Source organism: Nonomuraea sp. NPDC051298 (assembly GCF_055586305.1).
Window position 1 is genome coordinate 104,355 of sequence record NZ_JBVJIM010000018.1, and the last position, 22,694, is coordinate 127,048.

17 protein-coding genes are annotated in these 22,694 nt (G+C 70.4%); 11 read left to right on the forward strand and 6 right to left on the reverse strand.

Translation table 11 applies throughout. The annotated features are described in order from the left end of the window. Positions 1-146: 146 nt before the first annotated feature. Genes ACZ6S0_RS38270 through ACZ6S0_RS38280 form a run of 3 tightly spaced genes read left to right on the forward strand, consistent with a single transcriptional unit; the run spans position 147 to position 3,425 of the window. Complete coding sequence (locus ACZ6S0_RS38270; RefSeq protein WP_465924220.1) at positions 147-1,613, forward strand: FtsK/SpoIIIE domain-containing protein; 1,467 nt, start codon at positions 147-149, stop codon at positions 1,611-1,613. Further along, on the forward strand, positions 1,610-1,918 hold the full coding sequence (locus ACZ6S0_RS38275) for a hypothetical protein (RefSeq protein WP_465924221.1): 309 nt from the start codon (positions 1,610-1,612) through the stop codon (positions 1,916-1,918). The genes ACZ6S0_RS38270 and ACZ6S0_RS38275 overlap by 4 nt, the downstream gene beginning before the upstream one ends. A 10-nt stretch (positions 1,919-1,928) precedes the next feature. Then, positions 1,929-3,425 carry a replication initiator gene (locus ACZ6S0_RS38280; RefSeq protein ID WP_465924222.1) on the forward strand — a complete coding sequence of 499 codons (1,497 nt, stop codon included), beginning with the start codon at positions 1,929-1,931 and terminating at the stop codon, positions 3,423-3,425. A gap of 530 nt (positions 3,426-3,955) precedes the next feature. Here ACZ6S0_RS38280 and ACZ6S0_RS38285 read toward each other — a convergent pair. Next, on the reverse strand, positions 3,956-5,716 hold the full coding sequence (locus ACZ6S0_RS38285) for a recombinase family protein (RefSeq protein ID WP_465924223.1): 1,761 nt from the start codon (positions 5,714-5,716) through the stop codon (positions 3,956-3,958). A gap of 51 nt (positions 5,717-5,767) precedes the next feature. On the opposite strand from ACZ6S0_RS38285, the gene ACZ6S0_RS38290 reads away from it, so the two are divergent. The 3 genes from ACZ6S0_RS38290 to ACZ6S0_RS38300 all read left to right on the forward strand — a co-directional run bounded on the left by ACZ6S0_RS38290 (position 5,768) and on the right by ACZ6S0_RS38300 (position 8,725). Continuing rightward, positions 5,768-6,451 carry an ABC transporter ATP-binding protein gene (locus tag ACZ6S0_RS38290; protein ID WP_465924224.1) on the forward strand — a complete coding sequence of 228 codons (684 nt, stop codon included), beginning with the start codon at positions 5,768-5,770 and terminating at the stop codon, positions 6,449-6,451. Continuing rightward, the gene (locus ACZ6S0_RS38295; protein ID WP_465924225.1) at positions 6,448-7,449 is read left to right on the forward strand and encodes an ABC transporter substrate-binding protein; all 1,002 of its coding nucleotides are present in this window, start codon (positions 6,448-6,450) and stop codon (positions 7,447-7,449) included. The genes ACZ6S0_RS38290 and ACZ6S0_RS38295 overlap by 4 nt, the downstream gene beginning before the upstream one ends. A 127-nt stretch (positions 7,450-7,576) precedes the next feature. Then, positions 7,577-8,725 carry an aromatic ring-hydroxylating oxygenase subunit alpha gene (locus tag ACZ6S0_RS38300; protein ID WP_465924226.1) on the forward strand — a complete coding sequence of 383 codons (1,149 nt, stop codon included), beginning with the start codon at positions 7,577-7,579 and terminating at the stop codon, positions 8,723-8,725. Positions 8,726-8,737: 12 nt separating this feature from the next. Here the strand turns inward: ACZ6S0_RS38300 and ACZ6S0_RS38305 are convergent, their stop codons facing one another. After that, positions 8,738-9,568, reverse strand: coding sequence for a hypothetical protein (locus ACZ6S0_RS38305; RefSeq protein WP_465924227.1), 831 nt, complete (start codon positions 9,566-9,568; stop codon positions 8,738-8,740). 189 nt (positions 9,569-9,757) lie between these two features. After that, on the reverse strand, positions 9,758-12,061 hold the full coding sequence (locus ACZ6S0_RS38310) for an ATP-binding protein (protein ID WP_465924287.1): 2,304 nt from the start codon (positions 12,059-12,061) through the stop codon (positions 9,758-9,760). Positions 12,062-12,504: 443 nt separating this feature from the next. Here ACZ6S0_RS38310 and ACZ6S0_RS38315 point away from each other — a divergent pair, with 443 nt between their 5' ends. Together ACZ6S0_RS38315 and ACZ6S0_RS38320 are read left to right on the forward strand one after the other, a co-directional pair. Then, positions 12,505-15,531: an AfsR/SARP family transcriptional regulator gene (locus ACZ6S0_RS38315; protein WP_465924228.1), complete on the forward strand. Its 3,027-nt coding sequence runs from the start codon at positions 12,505-12,507 to the stop codon at positions 15,529-15,531. A 261-nt stretch (positions 15,532-15,792) separates the two neighbouring features. Beyond that, entirely contained in the window at positions 15,793-16,482 is a 690-nt protein-coding gene (locus ACZ6S0_RS38320; RefSeq protein ID WP_465924229.1) for a hypothetical protein, read from the forward strand. Positions 16,483-16,546: 64 nt separating this feature from the next. On the opposite strand, the gene ACZ6S0_RS38325 is transcribed toward ACZ6S0_RS38320, so the two are convergent. Then, positions 16,547-17,092 (reverse strand): hypothetical protein, encoded by a 546-nt coding sequence (locus ACZ6S0_RS38325; RefSeq protein ID WP_465924230.1) that lies wholly within the window; start codon positions 17,090-17,092, stop codon positions 16,547-16,549. A gap of 74 nt (positions 17,093-17,166) precedes the next feature. Further along, a complete protein-coding gene (locus tag ACZ6S0_RS38330; RefSeq protein WP_465924231.1) occupies positions 17,167-17,781 on the reverse strand; it encodes an RNA polymerase sigma factor in 615 nt (204 codons plus the stop codon). A gap of 173 nt (positions 17,782-17,954) precedes the next feature. Here ACZ6S0_RS38330 and ACZ6S0_RS38335 point away from each other — a divergent pair, with 173 nt between their 5' ends. Beyond that, positions 17,955-18,710 (forward strand): hemerythrin domain-containing protein, encoded by a 756-nt coding sequence (locus ACZ6S0_RS38335; protein ID WP_465924232.1) that lies wholly within the window; start codon positions 17,955-17,957, stop codon positions 18,708-18,710. A gap of 75 nt (positions 18,711-18,785) precedes the next feature. Here the strand turns inward: ACZ6S0_RS38335 and ACZ6S0_RS38340 are convergent, their stop codons facing one another. After that, positions 18,786-19,463 carry a helix-turn-helix domain-containing protein gene (locus tag ACZ6S0_RS38340; RefSeq protein WP_465924233.1) on the reverse strand — a complete coding sequence of 226 codons (678 nt, stop codon included), beginning with the start codon at positions 19,461-19,463 and terminating at the stop codon, positions 18,786-18,788. 121 nt (positions 19,464-19,584) lie between these two features. On the opposite strand from ACZ6S0_RS38340, the gene ACZ6S0_RS38345 reads away from it, so the two are divergent. Next, positions 19,585-20,241, forward strand: a complete 657-nt coding sequence (locus tag ACZ6S0_RS38345) for a CBS domain-containing protein (RefSeq protein WP_465924234.1) — start codon at positions 19,585-19,587, stop codon at positions 20,239-20,241. 127 nt (positions 20,242-20,368) lie between these two features. Further along, on the forward strand, positions 20,369-22,648 hold the full coding sequence (locus tag ACZ6S0_RS38350; RefSeq protein ID WP_465924235.1) for a heavy metal translocating P-type ATPase: 2,280 nt from the start codon (positions 20,369-20,371) through the stop codon (positions 22,646-22,648). The last annotated feature ends 46 nt before the right edge of the window (positions 22,649-22,694 follow it).

Below are 22,694 nucleotides of genomic sequence, written 5' to 3' on the forward strand. Positions count from 1 at the left end.
ATTCCGGCCGGGCAGCTTCCGGGGCCCGTCGTGATCCCCTCTCCCTTGCTCTCCCTCCTCCCTCCTCGCCCCTTCCCCTTCCCTTCCTTGATCGCGTTGAGCGGTCTTCCCCCCGTCTCGGGTTCTCGGTGAAAGGTGTGTGCTTCGTGCTGCGCAAGCTGCCTGGTGATCAGGTCGAAAACGTCGTCTCCACTCGTCCGGACACGCAGATCCACTATCGGCCGGTGGTGGTGCGTACCCCCGGCATCGTCTTCCTGATTTCGCACCTGTTCAAGCTGGTCGGCGGGCTGGCACGGATGGTGTGGCGGCATCCGGTCGCCTGCGCGTTGTGGGGGGCGGCGGGTGCGTATCTGTACCTGTTCGGCTGGCGGGCGCTGCTGCTGACGCTGGCGGTGGAGATGTTCATGCTGGGCGTGTGGTGGTCGGTACTGCCACGCTCGTTCGCCCGCGTCGTCGGCTGGCCGTTGGTGAGCTGGTGGCGGTGGCTGTGGCTGTATCGGCGTCGGTGGCGTGGGGTGATGGCCGTGTCCGGGCTGGGTCATTCGGTCGGCGGGCGGGGGTTCCTGCCGGATCTGGTGCGTGTGCGGTCGGGTCCGTGGACGGACAAGGTCCTGGTCAAGATGCTGGGCGGTCAGTCCGATGAGGACTGGGCGGTCAAGAACGCGAATCTGGCGCATGGGTTCGGCGCGGTGTCGTGCCGGATGGTGGTGGTCAGGCCGGGCTGGCTGCTGCTGTTCTTCCCTCGGCGCGATGCGCTGGCCACGCCGATAGCGGCGCTGCCGTATCCGGTGGGCACGAGTGTGCGCAAGGTTCTGGTCGGCCTGGATGAGACGGGGCGGCGGTACTGGCTGAAGGTGCACGGCACGCATGTGCTGATCGCGGGGGCGACGGGGGCCGGTAAGGGCTCGTGGCTGTGGAGCATCGTGCGGGGGCTGATGCCCGCTGTGGCCAAGGGGCTGGCGGAGCTGTGGGCGCTGGACCCCAAGGGGATGGAGCTGTCCTACGGTCAGCGGCTGTTTCGCCGGTATGGAGCGTCTCCGCTGGCGTGTGCGCTGCTGCTGGAGCAGGCCGTGGAGGTGATGCAGGAGCGTGCGGCGCGGTATGCGGGGGTGCGGCGTGACCACGACCCGACGATCGATGACCCGTTCATTCTGGTGATCGTGGATGAGGTGGCGTTCCTGACCGCCTATCAGCCGGATCGCGCTCTGCGGGTGCGGATCATGGCGGCGTTGTCCACGCTGACCACGCAGGGCCGGGCGGTGGGGATCGGGGTGGTGGCCGCGCTCCAGGACCCGCGCAAGGACGTGCTGTCCATCCGCAACCTGTTCCCGGACCGGATCGCGCTGCGCCTGGATGAGGCCGAACAGGTGGACATGGTTCTCGGGGACGGGGCGCGGGATCGGGGGGCTCTGGCTGACCAGATCCCCCGTGACCCGGACAACCCGGAGGTCGGGGCGGGGATCGGGTTCGTGCGGCTGGAGAACCGGCCGGAACCGCTGCGGGTGCGCGCGGCGTATGTCAGCGACGCCGACGTCAAGGAGATGGAGCGCCGCTGGACGGTGTCCAGCGACGGGAAGCACGGGGAGAGCGGAGAGGGCGGGGATGCACGGTGAGCGTCGAGGAGGTACTACACGGCCTGACGTGCTCGGTGTGCGGGGAGGAGGATCAGCTCGTCCTGGACATGGTTCGGGGGCTGGTGGAATGCCGGTGCTGCGGGGCGCGCGGGCTGGCGGGCCGGGTGGAGGACTGGCCGGAAGAGGAGTTCGACGGGGAGTTCGGCGAGGAGTTGGACCTCGGCGCGGACCTGTACGAGGACGAGGATGAGGACCCGTACGGGGACGTGACCCTGCACGAGGACGAGAACGAGGGCGAGGGGTTCGAGACGGTCGGCGGCGACGGGGGGTTGCTTGACCGGTGAGGGAGAGGGGGTGCCGCGTGCTGTGGCGGGTGCGCGGCTCCCGTCTTTGGATGTGGTTCGGGCGCTGGCGGAACAGGCGGGCGTGTGTGTGCGGCCCATTCCCATGTGGGTGGCGGATACGGTGACGGGTGAGCGCAGGATCGTGAACGTGGCGTGCGGGGCTCGGCTGGAGGCCACGTGCGGGCCGTGTGCGCGGCGTGCCCGGCTGGCTCGGATCGTGCAGTGCCAGGAGGGGTGGCATCTGGACGTCGAGCCGGTGAGGGAACCGGCGACAAGAAAGAAGTTGATCAAGGAATCGGCCGGCCGCTGCGTGGAGGGTGACGATGCGCAGGCCGGGGGCGGTGTGCGGCGGGTGCGTTCGACGCGGCGGCGGCAGGATGCGCCGAAGCTGCCCAGGCGGGACGGGCGTGGGGGCACGCTGGGGCGGACGTTCGTGGGTGTGGGCGGCAGGGTGTATCGGCCGTCGATGTTCGTGACGCTGACGCTGCCTTCGTATGGGCGGGTGCGTGACGGGCTGCCGGTTGATGCGGGCCGCTATGACTATGTGCGGGCGGCGCGTGATGCGGTGCATTTCTCGCGGCTGGTGGATCGGTTCGTGCAGAATCTTCGCCGGGTAGCGGGCTACAGCCTCCAGTATTTCGCGGTGGTGGAGTTTCAGAAGCGGCTTGCGCCGCATCTGCACATGGCGGTGCGGGGGACGCTGGCGCGGGCGGAGGTGCGTCAGGTGGTGGCGGCCACGTATCACCAGGTGTGGTGGCCTGCGGCCGATCGGGTGCGGTTCGAGGGCGATCGGTTGCCGGTCTGGTGCAGCGGGGCGGGCTATGTCGATCCGGTCACCGGGGAGGTTCTGTCGTCGTGGGATGAGGCGCTGGATCGGCTCGCGGATGATGCTCGGGCGGTGCCGTTGCATGTGGCGCGGTTCGGGACTCAGGTCGATATGCAAGGGGTGCTCGGGGGCACGGCTGATGCGGATGAGTGCATGGGCTACCTGGTGAAGTACCTCATCAAGTCGGTCAGTGGCGGAGCCCTGGCGGGCGGTGACGCGGGGTCGGCGCGGCGGTGGCATGTGGGGCGGCTGCTGGAGGCGCTGCGGTTCGAGCCGTGTGCGCCGGGGTGTGCGAACTGGCTGCGGTACGGGGTGCAGCCGAAGGGGGCGAAGGCGGGGCTGGTGCCGGGCTTGTGCCGGGGCAAGGCGCATCGGGCGGAACATCTCGGTTACGGGGGTCGGCGGGTGCTGGTGTCGCGTCGGTGGTCGGGCAAGACGCTGGGTGAGTACGCGGCGGAGCGGCGGGCCTGGGTGGCTGCGGCCCTGGGGCTGGAGGAGGAGCGGCAAGCGGATCGGCTGGTGTGGCGGATGGCTTCCAGCTCAGACCCGGCCGTGCCTGAGCTGAAGGTGCGGCTGGCGGGGCTGATGGAGGAGCGGCAACAGCTCCGGCGGGCGCTGAAGCGGGCCAGCACAGACGGCCGGAACGGAGGGGACGGCGGGGGCGATACGAGGGAGAGGTGAGGCGGTGACGCGGGAGATGGTTCAACTGCCGCTGTTCGAGGTGGAGGAGGCGGCGGTTCGCGTGCGCCCGGCTTGCGGGTCGGCGGGGTCTCCGGATGGTGAGGGTCGCACCGGGAAGGACAGCGCCGAAGGCTCCGCTTCTGCTTGCCCCGAGGAGGTGGGTGAGACGTTGCGGCGGCCAGCCACGTCGGAGCCTGGGGCGGGTGGGCGGGGCCGGGAGAGTGCGGGGCAGGGTACTCCTCCAGTCGATCATGGTTCGGGGGACGGCGGTGGGGCGGCGGGGTCGCGGCGGGCCGACCAGCGCGCCCGGGATGTCGTGGAGGTGTCTTCACCTGCGGGGGCTTCGGCTGCTGCTGATCCTTTGTCGGCGGAGGATCGTGAGTGGGCACGGCGGACGGCGGCGGCGCTTGGTCCGCTGTCGGAGGAGGAGAGGGGTTACCTGGCGCTGGTCTTCGGTAACCGTCACCGGTAGGGCCGGTGTTGCCGATACCCCGGGGGGTGATCTTCCCGGGGGTATCGGTGTGTGCGGGTCAGGCGGCTTGCGGGGTCACGTTCTTCGTGGGCTGGCCGGTCGGGGGCCGGTCGGTGTCGATGCGGACGCGATCACGGACGGGCACGCTCCTTTTGCCGCGCCCGATCGGCAGGACCGCCACGGTCACCATGCGGCGGCAGATCTCCCGCTGTTCACCTAGGCCCAGCTCTTCCCATGCCTGCGCGATGTTCTCGACCCCGATCAGCTTCGTAACCGGGTTGGTGTTCTCCAGCGCGCCGTCAAGTGCGGCCTTGGCATCGTCGAGCTTCTTGCGCCGTATGGCGGTCCGGCTCTTCATCTGCGCCTTGGTGATCTCGTCGGCCTCGTACTCCTCGCCAATCTCGATCAACCGTTGTTCGTGCTTGGCGATCTCGGCGCGCAACGCGGGCACGTCGATGGTCTTGCCGGGCGCGGAACCGATGATCTCGGCAGGGTCTGAGAGTTCGATCCGCTCATGAATCGTGGCGATCACCAACCGGTCTAGTTCTGCGGCGGCGATCGTGACGTGTCCCGACCCCTCCCCGCCGCACCGGTAGTGGCGCTCTTCGTCGATGCGGAGGACTTCCCCGCTCTTGCGGTCCTTGATCTTGCGGCGCTTGTTCTGCGAACGCAGCTTGTCACCACACGGGCAGTCATAGATGCCCGAACCGAGCAGGACCGGGACAGTGCCCACATGGTTGGTGCGGCGGTTGGGGTCGGTCAGCTTGTGTACCAACGCCCAATAGTCGTCGGGGTCCACGATCGGGTCGCCGGGCAAGGTGCCCACCACGTCATCCGGGGTGTAGTGGAGGGGGCGGGCCGTCTCCTGCTGGCTCTCCTCGCCCTCCTCGCCCTCGATGTACTCGGCGTGATCACGCTCCGGCCGGTGGACGGCCAGACCCGCGTTACGCGGGCGTAGGAGCATGGCCCGTGCCTCCGCAGCGGAGAACGGCCTACCGGTCGTGGTGACCACACCGGCGCGTCGCATGTCGCGGGCCACTTCCTTCATGAAGACGCCGGTCAAGGCAACCTCCGTGTAGTGAGCAATGTGCTCGGCCTCGCTGGGACGGTGCGTGATCCCGTCGGGCTCGAATCCGAAGGCGCGACGCCCACCACCGAACCGCCCTTCCTCGGCCTTCTCCCGGCGCTTGCGGGAGACTCGCCGGGCCGTGTCGCGGGAAGCCTGGTTCGCTATGGCGCAATGGATGCGGGCGGATGTGATGTCGCTGTCATTGGCCATGCGAAGGCTGCCAGTGCAGGAGGCGACGACGATACGCGGCCGTGAACCCTCGACCACGTCAATGAGGTCTTCGAGGTCACGCGGGTCACGAACGGTGCGGTCCAGATGGTAGGTCATGAAACGCCGGTAGGTGCCCTTGCTGAGCAGTTCCAGCGCACGCCGGAACTTCGGCCGAACCGTACGGAGCTGTGTCTCCCCGTTGGGTAGCTCGATCTTGCGGCGCTTGAAAGCACTCGTGTCGTTCTCGACCAGGATCATGCCCACCGGCCACCCCATGCGGCCCGCGTGCCTGATGGTGTCCTGGACCTGACGGGCCACACCGAAGATGTCGCCCGGATCCGCGTCGGAGATCCGAACCAACAACAGCGCTGCCCCAACAGGGCGAACATCCGCTGTCCAGACCTCGCCGCGCGCATCCCATCGACCGGGAATGCCATTGATGGTCATCGGTGCGCCGTCGCGCATCGCTTCCCGGATGGACGTGATGAACGCTTGCTCTTCCGGAGCGAGATCGGCGGAGTTCTGGATCTTGCGTGCCATCCTGTTACATCCTCTCTGACCTGGGCTTTCACCTACAATTCTACCCGGAAGATGTGTCAAAACTCGTACCTGGGCAAGTCCACCGCGCTGCGCTGCGTCTACCGCGCGCTGCGGCCGACCTCCGGCGCGGTGCTGCTGGAGGGCACCGACCTGACCTCGCTCAAACTGCGCGAGAGCGCCCGCTCCATCGCCGCGCTCACCCAGGACGCCCATGCCGAGCTGGACTTCACGGTCGCGGAGGTGGTCGGCCTCGGCCGCGCCCCCCACGTGCGCGGCAACCGGCCGCTGGACGCCCGCGAGCGCGAGCTGTGCCGCGCGGCCATGCGGCGGATGGACGTCGCCCACCTGGCCGACCGCAGCGTGCTGACGCTGTCGGGCGGGGAACGGCAGCGCGTGCTCGTCGCCCGCGCCCTGGTCCAGGAGCCGCGCGTGCTGGTCCTGGACGAGCCCACCAACCACCTGGACGTACGCCACCAGATCGCCCTGCTGTCCTTCCTGCGCGGCTGCGGCCTGACCGTGCTCGCCGCGCTGCACGACCTCAACCTCGCCGCCGCCGTCTGCGACCGCATCGCCGTGCTGCGCGCCGGACGACTCGTCGCCACAGGAACCCCGGCCGAGGTCCTCACCCCGGAGCTGATCCGCGACGTCTTCGGCGTCGAGGTGACGGTCGTGGAGCACCCACGCACCGGCGCCCGCCAACTTCTCTACGACCTCGATGAGGGAACCCGCTCATGATCCGCGTCAAACCGTTCCTCCTGCCGCCCCTGCTCGTCCTGCCCGCCCTGCTGGCGACCGGCTGCGGCGCCACCGTGCGACCGGCCGCCACCGGCGCGCCGACGACCGTCACCATCTCCAACTGCGGCCAGGACGTCACCTACACCCGCCCGAGCCGCCCGGTCGCCTACGACGTCGGCGGCGCCGAGAAGATGTTCGCCCTGGGCCTGGCCGACCGCATGCGCGGCTACGTCATGAACACCCTCGGCGACCCCTCCATCGCCGGATCCCCCTGGAAGGACGCCTACACCAAGGTCGAACGCCTCGGCAACGAACGCATCACCCGCGAACTCGTCGTCGCCGCCAAGGCGGACTGGGTGCTGGCCGGCTGGAACGCCGGCTTCAGCGAGGAACGCGGCATCACCCCGGCCCTGCTCCAGCAGGTCGGCATCGCCAGCTACCTGCACACCGAGACCTGCTGGGGCTACGGGGACAAGGGCCTGGACGTGCCGCCGCTGGAGGCGCTCTACACCGACCTGCGGAACCTGGGCCGGATCTTCGGCGTCGAGCCGCGGGCCGAGCAACTCGTCACCGAGTTGGAGGCGCGCATCGCCGCGCTGAAGCGGACCTGGCCCAGCGGCGGCACCCCCGCCAAGGTGTTCGTCTACGACTCAGGCACCGACCAGCCCTACACCGCCGGACGCCACGCCGCCCCGAACGACCTCATCGCCGCGGCGGGCGGCACGAACATCTTCGCCGGGCTGGACAAGGGCTGGACCACGGTCGGGTGGGAGCCCGTGGTCGAGGCCGGACCCGACGTCATCGTGATCATCGACTACGCCGACCGGCCCGCCAAGGAGAAGATCGCCTACCTGGAGTCGCTGCCGCAGATGAGGTCCGTGCCGGCGGTGCGGGAGGACCGTTACCTGGTCATGTCGTACGGGGAGGCGGTCAGCGGCCCACGCAACGTCAAGGGCGCGGAAGACCTCAGCGCCTACCTCCGCTCCATCGGCCGATGAACCCACCCCGGACGAGGGGGCCTTGAATCCCCACCAAAAGGATCATTAGCCTCGATGGGGCAACGCCGAATCGCTCCACACACCCGCCCAGGGCACGCATCCGCCCGGTGCCCGCATCGGAGGTACGGTGACACCCGATCCGATCCCCGCCATCGATCACATCTCCGCCGGATACGACCCCGATCCCGCACTGTCGATGTCGCTGCACGCCGACGCCTACACGGATCCGAAGTGGTTCGACGTCGACCAGCGGGCGATCTTCGCTCGTACCTGGCAGTGGCTGTGTCACGTGGAGAAGCTGCGGGAGGCGGGCGGCTACGTGACGGGCACGGTGGCCGGGATGCCGATCGTCGCCGTCCGGGACGAGTCAGGCGCGCTGCGGGCGTTCTACAACGTGTGCAAGCACCGGGCGCACGAGCTGCTGTCCGGTTCCGGGGTCAGGCGCAGCATCGTGTGCCCGTACCACGCCTGGAACTTCGACCTGACCGGCCGGTTGAGACGAGCGCGCAACACCGGCGGCATGCCCGGCTTCGACCCCTCCACCGTCTGCCTGGACCAGATCCAGGTCACCGAGTTCGGCGGCATGGTCTACGTCAACCTCGCCCCGGACGCGCCCCCTCTGTCGGAGCAGGCCGGGGGACTGGAGGCGGAGATCGAGGCGCGGGCACCGGACGTCTCCAAGCTCACCCTCGCCCGCCGCCTCACCTACGACATCGCCTCCAACTGGAAGAACGTCGTCGACAACTTCCTGGAGTGCTACCACTGCCACGTGGCGCACAAGGACTTCGTGTCCCTGGTCGACATGAGCACCTACCAGGTCACCACGTACGGGATCTACTCCAGCCACATGGCCCAGGCGGGCAGGACGGACAACTCCGCCTACGACGTGTCGGGCGCGACGGTCACCGAGCACGCGGTCTGGTGGCTGTGGCCCAACACCTGCCTGCTGCGCTACCCCGGCCGCGGAAACTTCATGGTGCTGCAGATCATCCCCGACGGCCCGGAACGCACCCGCGAGATCTGGGACTTCTACCTGGAGACCGCCCAGCCCAACGAGGCCGAGCTGGACAGCATCCGCTACATCGACCAGGTTCTCCAGGTGGAGGACATCGCCCTGGTGGAGAGCGTGCAGCGCGGGATGCGCACCCCCGCGTTCACCCAGGGCAAGATCGTCTACGACCCTGACGGGTCCGGGCTGTCGGAGCACGCGCTCCACCATTTCCACGGCCTCGTCCTGGACGCGTACCGACAGCACCTCGAACGCCCCCGCACCTGACGAACCGTCGGGCTACTTGAGTCTGAGGTCGGCGCGCACCCGCTGCAGGATTTCGGCCGAATACTCGCGTAGCTCCGTGCGGAAGGCTCTGGCGTCCCCGCTCTTCAGCACGTAGTCGTTCCAGTCGGGCAGCTCCTTCTTGGCGAGTTCCCTGGCCCGGTCGGAGGAGCTGTCGAACATCTGGGTGTCGTAGTCGTCACCCGGCTCGGCCACGTAGGCCCGCTCGAAGAGGTCGGTCAGCTCCTCGACGAGCCGGTCGAGGGCCTCGTGGTAGATGGGGCTGAACACGGAGGTCTTCTTGATGTCGGCCGCGCCGTCGAAGCTGCTGTAGACGGTGATCTCGAGGTCGGTGCGAGTCCCGTACTTGTCGGTCGTGGGGTTGTCCCACTGGCGGCTGCGCTGGAGGCGTTCGATCTTCAGGAGCTCGGACATGCAGCCGTCGAACCGCTTGGACCCGCCCCACCAGACGTCGGGGCAGGCAGGGCGTTCGGTGTAGACCCAGTCCACGACGTATTGGCTCGGGAACGTTCCAGCGCTCATCATCGAGCGGATGCCGTAGGTGGTGTCCTCGATGAACTGGTGTTCGGAGTGGCTGAGGTTCAGGCGTAACTCTCGCTGGACCCGGCCCCCGACCAGCGTGTACGTCCCGACGCCCGTGCTGGTCTCCGAGCGCATGAAGGGGGCGCGCTCGGGCGCCTCGCCGTCCAGTCCCGGCCGGGACACGAAGTGGAAGGTCGCGATGTTGCGCTGAGCGGTGACGTTCTGGTTGATCCTGGTGATCCAGGCTTGGCGGGAGTAGTCGTCACGGCCGTAGCCGGTGTGATCGAGCAGTGCCACCTTCATGGCGAGGCCCCTTCCGTGTGATGTGACTCATATCGAGGAACGTAGAACGGCGTTCCTGTCCCGTCCACACCCGGGCGTGCTCCCGTGGAACCAGCCATGGTCGCCGGCGTTTCAGTGACAGATCAGGGTCGATTCAGACCGCTGTGAGAGCGTGTGCCCACGCGAAGGGAGGTGGCGTTGGGGGCTCGATCAGCGGTCCACGGGCTCACCGCCGAGACGCTGGATTCTCGCGCGTACGCCGTCGGCATCCGGATGGCCGAGGTCGGTGAGGAGGTCCAGGGCTCGTCTCCAGGCATCCCGTGCCGCGTCGGCCTGGCCGGCGGCGAGGTGGCTGTCGCCGAGGTTCGTCAGCGCGTCGGTCAGCTCGTGGCGGTCGTCGAAGTCCCCGAGCAGGGCGGCGGCGTTCTCGTAGCAGGTGATCGCCTCTTGGTGATGGCCGAGGTGACGGCGGACGTATCCGAGGCTGTCCCAGGTGGCGGCCTCGCCGCGCCGGTCGCCGATCTCGCGTTGCAGGGCCAGCGCCTGCTCGCAGTGGGTACGGGCCTTGTCGTACTCGCCGAGCTGGGCGTGCAGCCACCCGAGATTGTTGAGTGCGCGGGCCTGCCCGATCCGGTATCCGCTCAGTACGTACAGGGTGAGGGTGGCCTCCGCCTGACGGATTCCCTCCTGGCGGTGGCCCAGCGACCACAGGACCCAGGCGAGGGTCCGGGTGGTCTCGGCCTGGCCGATGAGGTCATCGTGGTCGGTGAAGTGCTCGAGGGCGCTGACCAGGTGGAAGTTCGCCTCGTCGAGGCGGCCCAGCTTGATGAAGGCACGGGCGAGACCTCTGTGGGCGTAGGCCCGTCCGGCCCGGTCGCCCGACCGGGTCGCCGCCGACAGGCCGGTACTGTGCGCGGCGGCCAGGTCGGGCCAGCGTCCCTGCCGGTCGAGGAAGTCGTCCAAGGTCCAGGCGAGCTGCCAGGTGTGGCGCGGGAACCCGGTGTCAGCGGCCGGGTTGAACGCGGCGAGCACCTGGCTGGATTCGGTGGTCAACCAGGTCATGGCCGCCACGTAGTCCGCCAGGAGTTCCGGGGTGACTCCTGGGACGGGCGCAGGAGGATCCAACGGTCTGCGGTTCGGCATCACCAGCAGGGCGGCGGCGTGGGCGGTGTGCAGATAGTAGTCGAACAGGCGGTGCCTGGCCGCACTCCGTTGGCCGGCCGGTTCGGCGGACTGGGCGAGTTCGGCGGCGTAGGCGGACAGCAGGTCGTGGAAGACGTACCTGCCCGGAGCGCGCTCCATGATCAGGTGGACGCGGGCGAGTTCGGCGAGCAGCCCGCGCACCTGCGTCTGTGGCAGCGCGGCGAGGCTGGCCACCGCCGCGACCTCGAACTCGGGCCCCGGGTGCAGCCCGAGCAGCCGGAACAGCCGCGCCGCCGCAGGACTGAGCGTGTTGTACGACCACGAGAACACCGCACGGACGTCGGTGATCGAGGCGTCCCCGGTGAAGGCGTCCAGTCGGTCACGCGTCTCGCGCAGTTGGCGGACCAGGTCGGCGAGGGAGGAACCGCGACGAACGGCGGCACGCGCGGCGACGACGGCCAGGGCCAGCGGCAGACCGGCGCACCTGGCGACCAGCTCGTCGAGCGCCGCGGGTTCGGCGACCGCTCGCTCCGCGCCCAGGCGCAGGGTCAACAGCTCCCTGGCCTCGCTGCCGGACAACAGGTCCAGGGGCAGCAGGTGAGCGCCTTCCGTGGCGACCAGGCTGGAGAGCTGGTTACGGCTCGTCACGATGACGACGTTGCCGGGCGAGCCGGGGAGCAGCGGGCGAATCTGCTCGGCGTCGCGTGCGTTGTCCAGCAACACCAGCATGCGACGATCGGCGAGCAGGCTGCGGTAGAGAGCGGCCTGCGCGTCGACCGTGCCGGGGATCCGCTGCGGGGACACCTGTAGTGCGTCGAGAAATCCGCGGATCGCCTCGGCCGGGGTGGCCGGTGATCCGCTCGGGTCGAACCCGCGCAGGTTCACGTACAACTGTCCGTCGGGGAATCGGTCGCGGACCCGATGCGCCCAGTGCACCGCCAGCGACGTCTTGCCGACCCCCGCGGTGCCGGTGATCACGAGCTGGAACGACGTCTCGGGGGCAAGCGTCCGGTCCAGGAGCGCGAGCGCCTCCGCCCGGCCGGTGAAGCCGGCGACGGCCGCCGGTAGCTGTGCCGGCACCGCCGTGCTCGCAGCCGCCCTGGCCCGGCCGCTGCCGACCGGCTTCGCGGCCCCGACCAGAGCGGAGAGCTGGGATTCCGGGACGGAGAGCGCGTTCGCCAGCATTCGTACCGACCCGATCCGCGGCCGCTGGATCCGGCCGGACTCCAGGCCGCGAATCGTGCCCACGCTCAAGCCCGACCGCTGCGCCAGCTCTTCCTGTGTCAGAAGGGCTTTCTCCCGAAGCGTCCGCACCAAGGTGGCGAGCCGACCCTGTCGGCCGGAATGCGATGACGTGTCAGGATTACGCATAATCTCTGCGGTCACTCCGGAAGTGATGGTGACTTGACGGTCAATTGACTTGATCTGTTCGCGAAGGTTGATCAGTCTAATCCACAGGAACTGATCGGCACCGACGTCGCGGACGTCCGCCGGCGGGTCCTGGTTCGGCGGGGAATCTCGGGGGGGAGGCACCACGTTTTTTCTGCATGCTTGCGACTTTCGGAACGGCTTGAGGTTTCCGGCCGGAAGGCGATGACGGTCACGCCGGCGGCTCGCGGGCGAGGAAGACACCGGCAGCCCACTGGACGACGCTGCCCGCCCGCGCCATGTCGTTCGTCCTGGACGGCTGCCCTCCCGCCGAACCCGACACCATCACCGAACTGATTGGCAGGTGAACCTATGTGCCGCCACCAGGCATCGAGCACTTTCCCGCCCGGACCGGTTCTTGTCACGCGATCCGAGGGCGCGGGGTAATGGTGAGCGAGGCGGAGTTCCGCCTGCTCGGACCCGTCGGAGTGTGGGCGGGCAACGCGCCCCTGGGCCCGGTCGCGGCGCAGCAGCGGTCGGTGCTGGCGATCCTGCTGCTGAACGTGAACCGGACCGTGCACTTCGACCGGCTCGCGGCAGCGGTATGGGGACAGGAGGTCCCGATGTCGGCCCGCAACGCGATGCAGGGATACGTGTCGCGGTTGCGGAGGGTCCTGCGTGACGTGCCGGACGTCGAGGTGGCCACGTCTTCGCCCGGCTACCGTCTCAAGCTCGATCCGTTACGGGTGGACGTTCATCTGGCCCGGCACCTGGTACGGCAGGCCAGAGCCAGGGCGGGCGAGCCGGCCGACGACGCGTCGCTCCTTCTCGGCCTGCCCGAGGACGTGGCGGACGACGTCCTCGACGCCGGCAACCTGCTCAGGCAGGCGCTGACGTTGTGGAACGAGCCGCCCTTGGGCGGTGTGGCCGGCTCCTGGCTGCAGGAGACGTTCGGCGCGTCGCTGGAGGAGGAGCGGCTGGCCGCCCTCGAGGACCGCATCGCCATCGACGTGCGTCTGGGCCACCTGTACGGGCCCCTCGCCGAGCTGCCGGTGCTGATCAAGGAACACCCCTTGCGGGAACGGCTGGTGGCGCTGACGATGACGGCGTTGCACCGGGACGGACGCCGGGCCGACGCGCTGCGGATCTTCCGCGAGGCCCGCGAGCGGCTGGTCACCGACCTGGGCATCGAGCCAGGAGTCGACCTGCAACGCCTGCACCAGCACCTCCTGACCGTCGAAGGCCCCCGGGACACGTCCGCCGCCGCGGACCGGCGCGGCAACCCCCCGGCCGCGTCCGCCTTCGCCGTCTGGCGCAGGGAGACCCTCGCCGTCGCGGTCAGGCGTGGGGGCGACGCGGCCGTCCCTGCGCGGCAACCGCGGCCGGACCGATACCCGCCCGCATCGGCGCAGGCACCGCTGCCCAGAGAGCTGCCGGCCGACCTCGCCGCCTTCGTCGGGCGATCGGCCGAGGTGACGCTCGTGCGTGATCTGCTCGGAAGGGACGCGGCCGAGCACGTACGCGTCTGCCAGATCAGCGGCATCGCCGGCATCGGCAAGTCCGCCCTGGCCATCCACGCCGCGCACGCCCTCGCGGGCCGCTACCCCGACGGTCAGCTCTATGTGGACCTCCACGGAGCCAGCCCGCACACCACCCCGCTCGACCCGGCCGAAGTGCTCGGCCGCTTCCTGCGCTCGCTCGGCCTGCCCGGCTCCGGGGTGCCCGCCGACCTGGAGGAGGCCGCGGCCCGCTTCCGTTCCATGACACAGGGCAAGCGGCTGCTCGTGGTCCTGGACAACGCCCGCGACGCCGCCCAGGTGCGGCCGCTGCTGCCCGGCAGCCCCACCTGCGCGGTGCTGGTCACCAGCCGCCGGATGCTGACCTCGTTCGACGGCGTGCTGCAGGTGCCGCTGGACGTGCTGCCGGACCGGGACGCCCTGGACCTGCTCACGCGACTGGCGGGCGAGCAGCGCATCACGGCGGAGCGCGCCGCCGCCGCCGACCTCGTCCGGCTCTGCGGCGGCCACCCGCTGGCCCTGTGCCTGGCCGCGGCACGACTCAACGCCCGTCCCTCCTGGCCCGTCTCCCTGCTGGCCGGCCGGCTGACCACGACCCAACATCGCCTGGACGAGCTGCGCGCCGACGACCGGGCCGTACGCGCCAGCTTCCACACCAGCTACCAGGAGCTGAAAACCGATCCCGACGGGCCCGCAGCGGCCCGGATGTTCCGGCTGCTCAGCCTGCTCGACGGCCACGACATCGGCCTGCCTGCCGCCGCCGCGCTGGCCGACCTGCCGCAGACGCGTGCGCAACGCCTGCTCGACCGCCTCTCCGACGCCCAGCTCGTGGACAATCACGCCCCCGACCGCTACCGCCAGCACGACCTGCTCCGCCTGTTCGCCCGGGAACGGGCGGACGACGAAGACGCCGAACAGGACCGGACGGCCGCCGTGGAACGGGCGCTGCACCACTACCTGGCCACCGCCCGTTCCTCGGTGCGCAGACACAAGCACGCCACGTTCTGGCGCACCGAGATCGGACCCCGGTACCTGGCCCAGCCGGGAACCCCGCTGCACACCACCGAGGAGATGCGTGCCTGGGTGGAACACGAGGAAGGCAACGTGGTCGCCGCCGTCGGGCAAATGGTCCGTACCGGCTCGACCGACCTCGCGATGGCGCTGGCCGTGGTGTTCGCGATGTTGCTGTTCAACCACGGGCTGTGGCTCAGCCAGCTCACGCTGGCCACCTGGGCGCTGCAGGCCGCGCGGCAGAGCGGGGACACGCACTATCAGGCCATCGCCCTCGGCGACCTCGGCTGGTGCGAGCTGTGCCTGGGCAGAAGGGCCGAGGCGATCGGCCACCTGCGGCAGTCCCTGACCGCGCACGAGGAGCTGGGCAATCTCCGCCGCCAGGCGTCCCTGCTCGACCAGCTCGGCGTCGCCTACCGCGGCGCCGGCCGGTTCGACGAGGCCATCGAGCACCACCTGCGGGCCCTCTACCTCGACCGCGCCGTCGGCGACGCCGAGTCCATGTGCGCCCGCCTGACCCATCTGTGTGTGGCCTACCAACGGCTCGGACGCTTCACGGAGGCGATCGACGTGGGCGTCCGCGCCGTCGACCTGCTCGGGACGACCGCCGCCACGGCCGACCTGGTCAGCGCCATCGGCAACCTCGCCGAGGCGTACCGGCTCGCGGGGCAGCCCCAGCAGGCGGCCGCGCACTACCGGCGAGCCCTGCACCTCTACCAGGAGGCGGGGTACGCCGGCGACTACCGCGAGGCCGAGATCAGGTGGGGGCTCGGGCACGCCCTGCACGACGTCGGCGACACCGGCCACCAGGGCGAGGCCCTGCGATCTCGCCGGCACGCGCTCTCCATCCTGCGCCGCCTCGGCCTGGTCACCCCCGAAGAGCACCACACCATCGAAACCAGTGCCACCCCCCTGACACCCGAGGTCATCCAACGCCACCTGTAATGGCCCTTGTGGCAACCACCCACTCGCGTAAGGCGTTACCCCACCGAATACCCGACGCACGAAATGCCCGATGCCCCGAAAGGGTGGGATGCGCGACGACAGGCCGTTTCAGAGTTTTTTCAGAGCTGTTTAAGGGCCTTGCCGCAAGATGGTCAACCGCAATTCGACCCAGAAAGCCCGTCGGGGGCGGGCGGATGCGCCGTGCGTGCTCGACGACCCGCGCGGCAGCCCCCGGCACGGACAGGAAAGTTGATCCATTCCATGACACGCGTACGTGCCATGCTCCTGACGGCCGTCGCCACGACGACCATGGCCCTCACCGCCTGCGGCCCCCTCGTGCCCGCCGACCGGCAAACGTCGGAGGCCGGCCTGGTGACCGAACAGCCGAGCAACAGCTCCACCGCCGAAGGGCCGGGCGAGGGCACCCCGCAGGCGTCCACCAGTTCGGACGAGGCCGGCTCGGACGGCTCGGACGGCTCGGACGGCTCGGACGCGGCCGCTTCCGAGCCGGGGAAGACGACGAAGGCCGGTACCCGGCTCCAACTCGGTGAGCAGGCGATCCTGCCCTACAGGAACGGCACCATCGGGATCACCGTGACCGCCGTCGAGAAGGGCGATCCGGCCCAGCTCGAGCGGGAGTTCGGGGAGCGGGCCAAGGGCATCGTTCCGTATTTCATCCGCTACACCGTCGAGAACGTGGACGGTGTGGACAGGTCGTTCGCGTCGGCGCCGTACCTGCAGCCGGTCACCGCGACCGGCGGCCCCACCGGCGCCGTGGTGACCGGCGGCATGGACGGTTGCGAGCGGGAGTCGGCCCCGAAGGGCTTCGCACAGGCCGGCGCCACCTTCGAAACCTGCCGGCTGACGGGCGCCAGAAAGGGTGTGGAGATCGTGGGTGCGGAGTTCGACGACGACGCCTACCGGGACAACCCCGTGGTGTGGCGCAGGTAGCGGACACCCGCCGGGGCCGCGCGGTCAGCGGCCCGTACCGGCCGTCGGCAGGACGCGTGCGGGATCAGCCGCCGATGCCGCCCCCGGGGCCCTCCCGCATCACGGGCCCGCCGGAAACGACCTCACAGGGCGCCACCGCGCCGGTCGCGACCCGGACGATGGCGCTGGCCATGCGGGCGTCCCCGCGTTCCTCGTACCACAGGGTGTAGACGAAGGTCTGGCCCGGCTTGATCTGCTCCGGATGCAGCCTCGAATAGGCTTCCTCGCCGTCTGCGGGCGGCTCCATGGTGAGCAGGGCCGGATTGTCCGGCAGGTACGTGCCCCGGGGCTCCTTGCACTGCTTGCCGGGCGGCAGGAAGGTGACGCTCGCCCGCACGTCGAGATCGCGCAGCCTGCTTTCGATCACCTCGGGACGCCGGTAGTCCCTGACGTAGATCCTGATGGAGCCGTCCGGTTCGCGGATCACCGCGTTCGCCGGGGTGGCGCCCTGGTCCAGCAGCACGGGGACGCCGATCACCAGCACGGTGGCGACCGCGGTTCCCAGGGCGGCCAAGCCCAGCTGGCGACGGCGCGGGCGTACCCGTGCGGAGGCGGTCTCCTGTTCGATCATGGTCAGCAGGTGGGCTCTTCTGGCTGAGTGCCGGACGGCAGGAAGGTCACGTTCTGCTGGAAGCGTCTGGTCTGTCACAGCTTCTCGCCCTTCGTCCGGAGCGCCGAGAAGCGCTCACTCCATCTGTGTCCAGGCCGCGGCGTGGTTTCCCTGCCCAGAAGGTCCTTCAGGCGGCCGCGCGCCCGGGACAGTCGCGACCGCACCGTGCCCACCGGGATGCCCAGGGCGACGGCCGCTTCCTCGTAGGTCAACTCGGACCAGACGCACAGGGCGAGCACCTCGCGGTCCGCCGCCGGCAGCCGGTTCACCACCGCCAGGATCTCGCGCATCCGGTGCTCGTCGTCGATTCGCCCGGCGACGTCCTCGGCGGGATCGGGTTCGTAGGCTTGGGACGGGAGCTGGTCCAGTGCCGTCCTGTGACGGCGCAGCGACCGTTGCCGATTCCGTAAGACGTTGTTGGCCACGCCGAGCAGCCAGGGGAGCGCGCTTTCGTGGCGGATTCGCACCTCGCCACGCCGCCGCCACGCCTCCAGGAACACCACCGAGGTGAGATCCTCGGCGGCCGACCAGTCCGCGGTGCGGCGGAAGCAGTGGTTGTAGACATTGGGCGCGTACTTGTCGAACAACGTCCCGAAGGCCGCTCTGTCTCCTTCGGCCGCGCAGGACCAAAGCTCGAAGTCAGTACTCACGACTCGTCTGTGTCCGCACGTCGAATCCAGTTCCATCGGTAGCCTGCGGGCGGGCCGGGCAGAGGCAAGCATTACCCCCGCTATCGCGTCATATCACCGGCGGCCGGGCAGGCATTTGGGGTGATGCGGTCCAGTCGGCCCGTGTCGGACCGGTGGGGAACGCGGGGTCGACGATGAAAGACGAAGCACGGGACGGCCCCGAGACCCCGGCCGTACGCCGCCGCGAGCTGCTCAGCCTGCCCGTCGCCATGGCCTGCGGCTCGGCGGTGCTGACCGCGTGCGGCACCCCGCAACGAGCCGGTGTCACCGCGACGCCCACGCCCGCACCCAGCTCGGAACAGGCCCGAGCGGTGCCGGTCACGCCACCGGAAGACCTCATGCGCGAGCACGGGGTGCTCAAACGGATCCTGTTGATCTACCGGGAGGGCATCCGGCGGATCAACGCCGACGAGCCGGTGCCCGCCCAGCCCTTGCACGCCGGGGCCGGCCTCATCCGCACCTTCATCGAGGACTACCACGAGCAGCTCGAAGAGCGTTACGTCTTCCCACGCCTGGTCGAGGCCGGCAAGCTGACCGGCACCGTGGCGGTACTCGTCCGGCAGCACGAGCGCGGACGCGTGCTGACCGGACGCATCCTGGACGCCACCGCCAAGCCCTCCTCCCGGCAAGCCCGTCGAGACCTGGTCGCCAACCTGGCCGCCTTCGTCCGCATGTACGAGCCGCACGAGGCCCGCGAGGACACCGTCGTCTTCCCCGCCATGCGGGACGTCATCCCGCCCAAGGAGTTCAGCGAGATGGCCGAGACGTTCGAGGACGAGGAGCACCGCCGTTTCGGCGCGGTCGGCTTCGCCGGCATTGTCGGCCAGGTCGCCGACATTGAGAAGTCCCTCGGCATCTACGACCTCAACCAGTTCACCCCCCGCGTATGACCCGGCTGGAGGCGAGGCGGGACCCGCTTCGGCATGGAGGGTTCGCGGGTGATCCTCGGCCGCTTGCCGGCAGGCTCAGCCGCGGTGGATGCGGCGGCCGGTGATCCGGTGCGGCACGATGCGGAGGTAGAGGCGGCGCTCGCCCCCCGCCCACGGACTGACGTCGGCCTCGGCGACCTTGTCCACCTCGTCCTGCGGCACGTGGTGGGCGGGGCCCTGGACGAGGACGCTCCAGCCCTCCCGCCGGACCTCGTCGAGCCGGTCCACCTGGAAGCCGATCTTGATCTCCACCCCTTCCACGCCGGTGCGCAGCTCCTGGTCCATGGGGCCGCCGTAGGCGGTGCGGAAGACGATGGAGCCGCCGTGGAGCCGGTAGTTCACGGGTAGCACCGTGGGCCCGTCCAGGCTGTTGAACGCCACCCGGCCGACGCCGCCGGGGGCGATCAGACGCAGGCACTCCTCGGGTTCGAGGACCTCCAGAACCGGGCTCGCGGCGGCGTGGCCGGGACCGGGCGGCCGGTCGCGGCCGCCGCCCCGCAGGTCTTCGACGGTCGTCTCGAGGGCGGCGGCCAGGCGGGCCACCGTTCCGGCGTCAGGGGTGCCCAGATGGCTTTCGAGGTACTGGACGTATCCGGCGGACATGTCGGCCCGATCGGCGACCTGCTCCGGAGTGAGGCCGAGTCTGTGGCGGTGATGGCTGATGCGCCGCCCGAAGTCCCCGTTGCCTGTCATGAGCGTGTCCTCCCTGGTCATGGCCATGAAGCTACCCACCGGCCCCTTCGCTAGACAGGGCCCTTCGGCCCGCGCCTCACCGACCTCCGGCCCTGCCGGGCGACGCCCGGGCCGGAGGACTGTGGGAGGGGAGGTGGGTGTCATGCCACTGGAAGTCAAGGACGTCATGGGCCGCGTGGCCATCGCCGTGGTGAAGGAGGCCGCGTTCACGGAGATCGTGGACGCGATGGAACGGTTCAAGGTGGGCGCGGTCACCGTGATCGACGAGGACCGGCGGCCGGTGGGTGTGGTCTCCGAGGACGATCTGCTGCTCAAGGAGGCCGACACGGTACGGCACTGCGCGTCGGTCTCGGAGTACCGCAGGCAGGAGCGGGAGCACAGGAAGGCCGCAGGCGTGACGGCCGCCCAGCTCATGACCTCGCCGGTGATCGCCGTCACGCCGGAGACCTCGGTGCGGGACGCGGCCAGGCTGATGCACGCCGAGCGCGTCAAGCAGCTACCCGTGATCGACGTGGTCGGCGGCCGGGTGATCGGCACTCTGCACCAGCGTGACGTGTTGCGCGTCTTCACTCGCCCGGCCGAGGAACTGGAGTCGGACATCAGGGCCGTCCTGCCGCGCGGAACGGCGTTCACCGTCGCCATCGACCAGGGCGTGGTGACGATCGGCGGCGCGGTCGAGCGGAAATCAGAGGCGCTCGCTCTGGCGGAGCGGATCCGGCTGATCGAGGGCGTCGTGGACGTGCGGCCGCAGATCACCTTCGACAAGGACGATCTCCTCATCGTCGGCTCCGATCGGTGAGGAGCCGGGAGCCGGGCCAGGGCGGCCACGGCGCTCGTCGCGCAGGAGCGCGTCCTCACGGGCGCGGGGCCGTCCGGCCAGGTCGAGGGCCCTGGGAAGAAGCCGGTCAGATGGGAAGGCTGGTGGTGTGGAGCGTCTGTGGTCGATGGCCTTCCTCGCCTTCACAGTGGCCGCCCTGGCCGTCGGGGGCGCCCTGAGCCTGGCCGGACTGTCCGGCTGGGGCGACGTGGTGCTCGCGGCGGGAACGATCGTGGCCGTCGTCCCGGCGTCGTGGTGGGTGTTCTCCGCGCTGCGCGCGGGTCGGCTCGGGGTGGACGCGATCGCGGTGCTCGCCCTGGTCGGGACGCTGGCCGTACGCGAGTACCTGGCGGGTGCGCTGATCGCGGTGATGCTGGCCGGCGGGCGGGCGTTGGAGCAGTACGCCATGCGCCGGGCGCGGGGCGACCTGACCGCGCTGTACGAGCGGGCGCCGCGCTGGGCGCATCGGTACGAGCGCGACGGCCCCCGCAGAGTGGACGTCTCCACGTTGTCGCGGGGCGATCTGCTGCTGGTGCCCGCGGGGGAGATGGTGCCGGTCGACGGTGTGATCATGAGATGCGCGGCGATGCTGGACGAGTCGGCCCTCACCGGTGAGGCGCTTCCGGTGGAGTACCCGGTCGGCGAGAACGTGCGCAGCGGCGTCGTCAACGCGGGACCGGCCTTCGACCTGCGGGCCACCAGTACGGCGGAGGAGAGCAGCTACGCCGCCGTGGTGCGGCTGGCGCGGGAGACCGAGGCGGACAGCGCTCCGGTGGTGCGGCTGGCCGACCGGTTCGCCGCCTGGTTCCTGCCCGTGACGTTGGCGCTGGCGGGGCTGGCGTGGGCGGTGTCGGGGGAGGCGGTGCGGGCGGTCGCGGTGCTGGTGGTGGCCACCCCCTGCCCGCTGCTGCTGGCGGCGCCCGCCGCGATCGCCTCGGGGCTGTCGCGTACGGCACGCCGGGGCGTGGTCGTGAAGGGCGGCGGCGCGCTGGAGACGCTGGGCCGCGCCCGTACGCTCGTCCTGGACAAGACGGGCACCCTCACCCAGGGGTGTCCGGAGGTGGTGGACGTCGTCGCGGCGGAGGGCTTCGGCGTCAGGGACGTGCTGGGGCTGGCCGCCGCGGTGGATCGGATGTCCTCACACGTGCTGGCCGCCGCCATCGCCCGCGCCGCCGAAGTGCGGGGCGCGGAGCGGTTCGGCGCCGAGCGGGTGCACGAGGAGGTCGGAAGCGGCACGACGGGGACGGTCGGCGGCCGGCTGGTGCAGGTGGGAAAGGCGCCGCGAGGGCTGGACTCGACGTGGATGGCCGCCCAGCGGGCCAGAGCCGCGCTCGACAGCGCGATGACCGTCTGGGTGAGCGTGGACGGCGGGGTCGCCGGAGTGATCCTCCTTCGTGACGCGGTGCGCGCGGACGCCGGCCGTACCTTGCGCAGGCTCCGCTCGTCCGGCATCGAACGCGTGGTGATGCTCACCGGCGACCGGGCTGAGGTCGCCGAGAGCGTGGCGGCGGTGCTCGGCATCGATCGGGTGCTCGCGGAGCGTACGCCCGAGCAGAAAGTGGCGGGAGTCCGCGAGGAGGCCGTCCGCGCGCCGACCGTCATGGTCGGCGACGGCGTCAACGACGCACCGGCCCTGGCCGCCGCACAGGTCGGGGTGGCCATGGGGGCGCGCGGATCGGCGGCCTCCACCCAGGCGGCCGACGTGGTGCTGACCACCGACCGGCTCGATCGGCTGGCCGACGCCATGGACGTGGCCAGGCGCGCCCGGCGGATCGCGGTGCAGAGCGCGGGAGCCGGGATCGGTTTGTCGCTGGTCGCGATGGTCGCGGCGGCCCTGGGCGCCATTCCGCCGGCCGCCGGCGCCCTCCTTCAGGAGGCCATCGACGTCACGGTGATCCTCAACGCGCTGCGCGCCCTGCGCCCCGTCAGGGGCACCCGCGTGCGGGTGGACGCTCCCACCGACGCCCTGCTGCACCGCTTCGACCGGGAGCACGCCGCCCTGCGGCCCGCGCTGGACCAGCTCCGCGAGGCCGCCGACGCGCTCGACCGGCCGTCGTCGTCGACGCTGCCCCTGCTGCGGCACGTCCACGACGTGCTGTCCCGCGAGATCCTGCCGCACGAGCAGGCCGAGGAGCGGTACCTGTACCCGGCGATGAGCAGGCTGCTCGGCGACCCCGAGGCGACCGTGACCATGAGCAGGGCGCACGCCGAGATCAACAGGCTCGCGGGCAGGCTGGGCCGCCATGTCGAGCTGGCGGGGGCGGCGGGGCCGGGGCCTGAGCAGATCGACGACCTGCGGGCCTGCCTGTACGGGCTGCACGCCGTGCTCACCCTGCACTTCGCACAGGAGGAGGAGGCGTACTTCTCGCTGATCGGCCGGGCCGAGTGAGAGGGGCGGGTGCGATCGAGCCCGGGTAGGGTGGGGTGCATGCTTT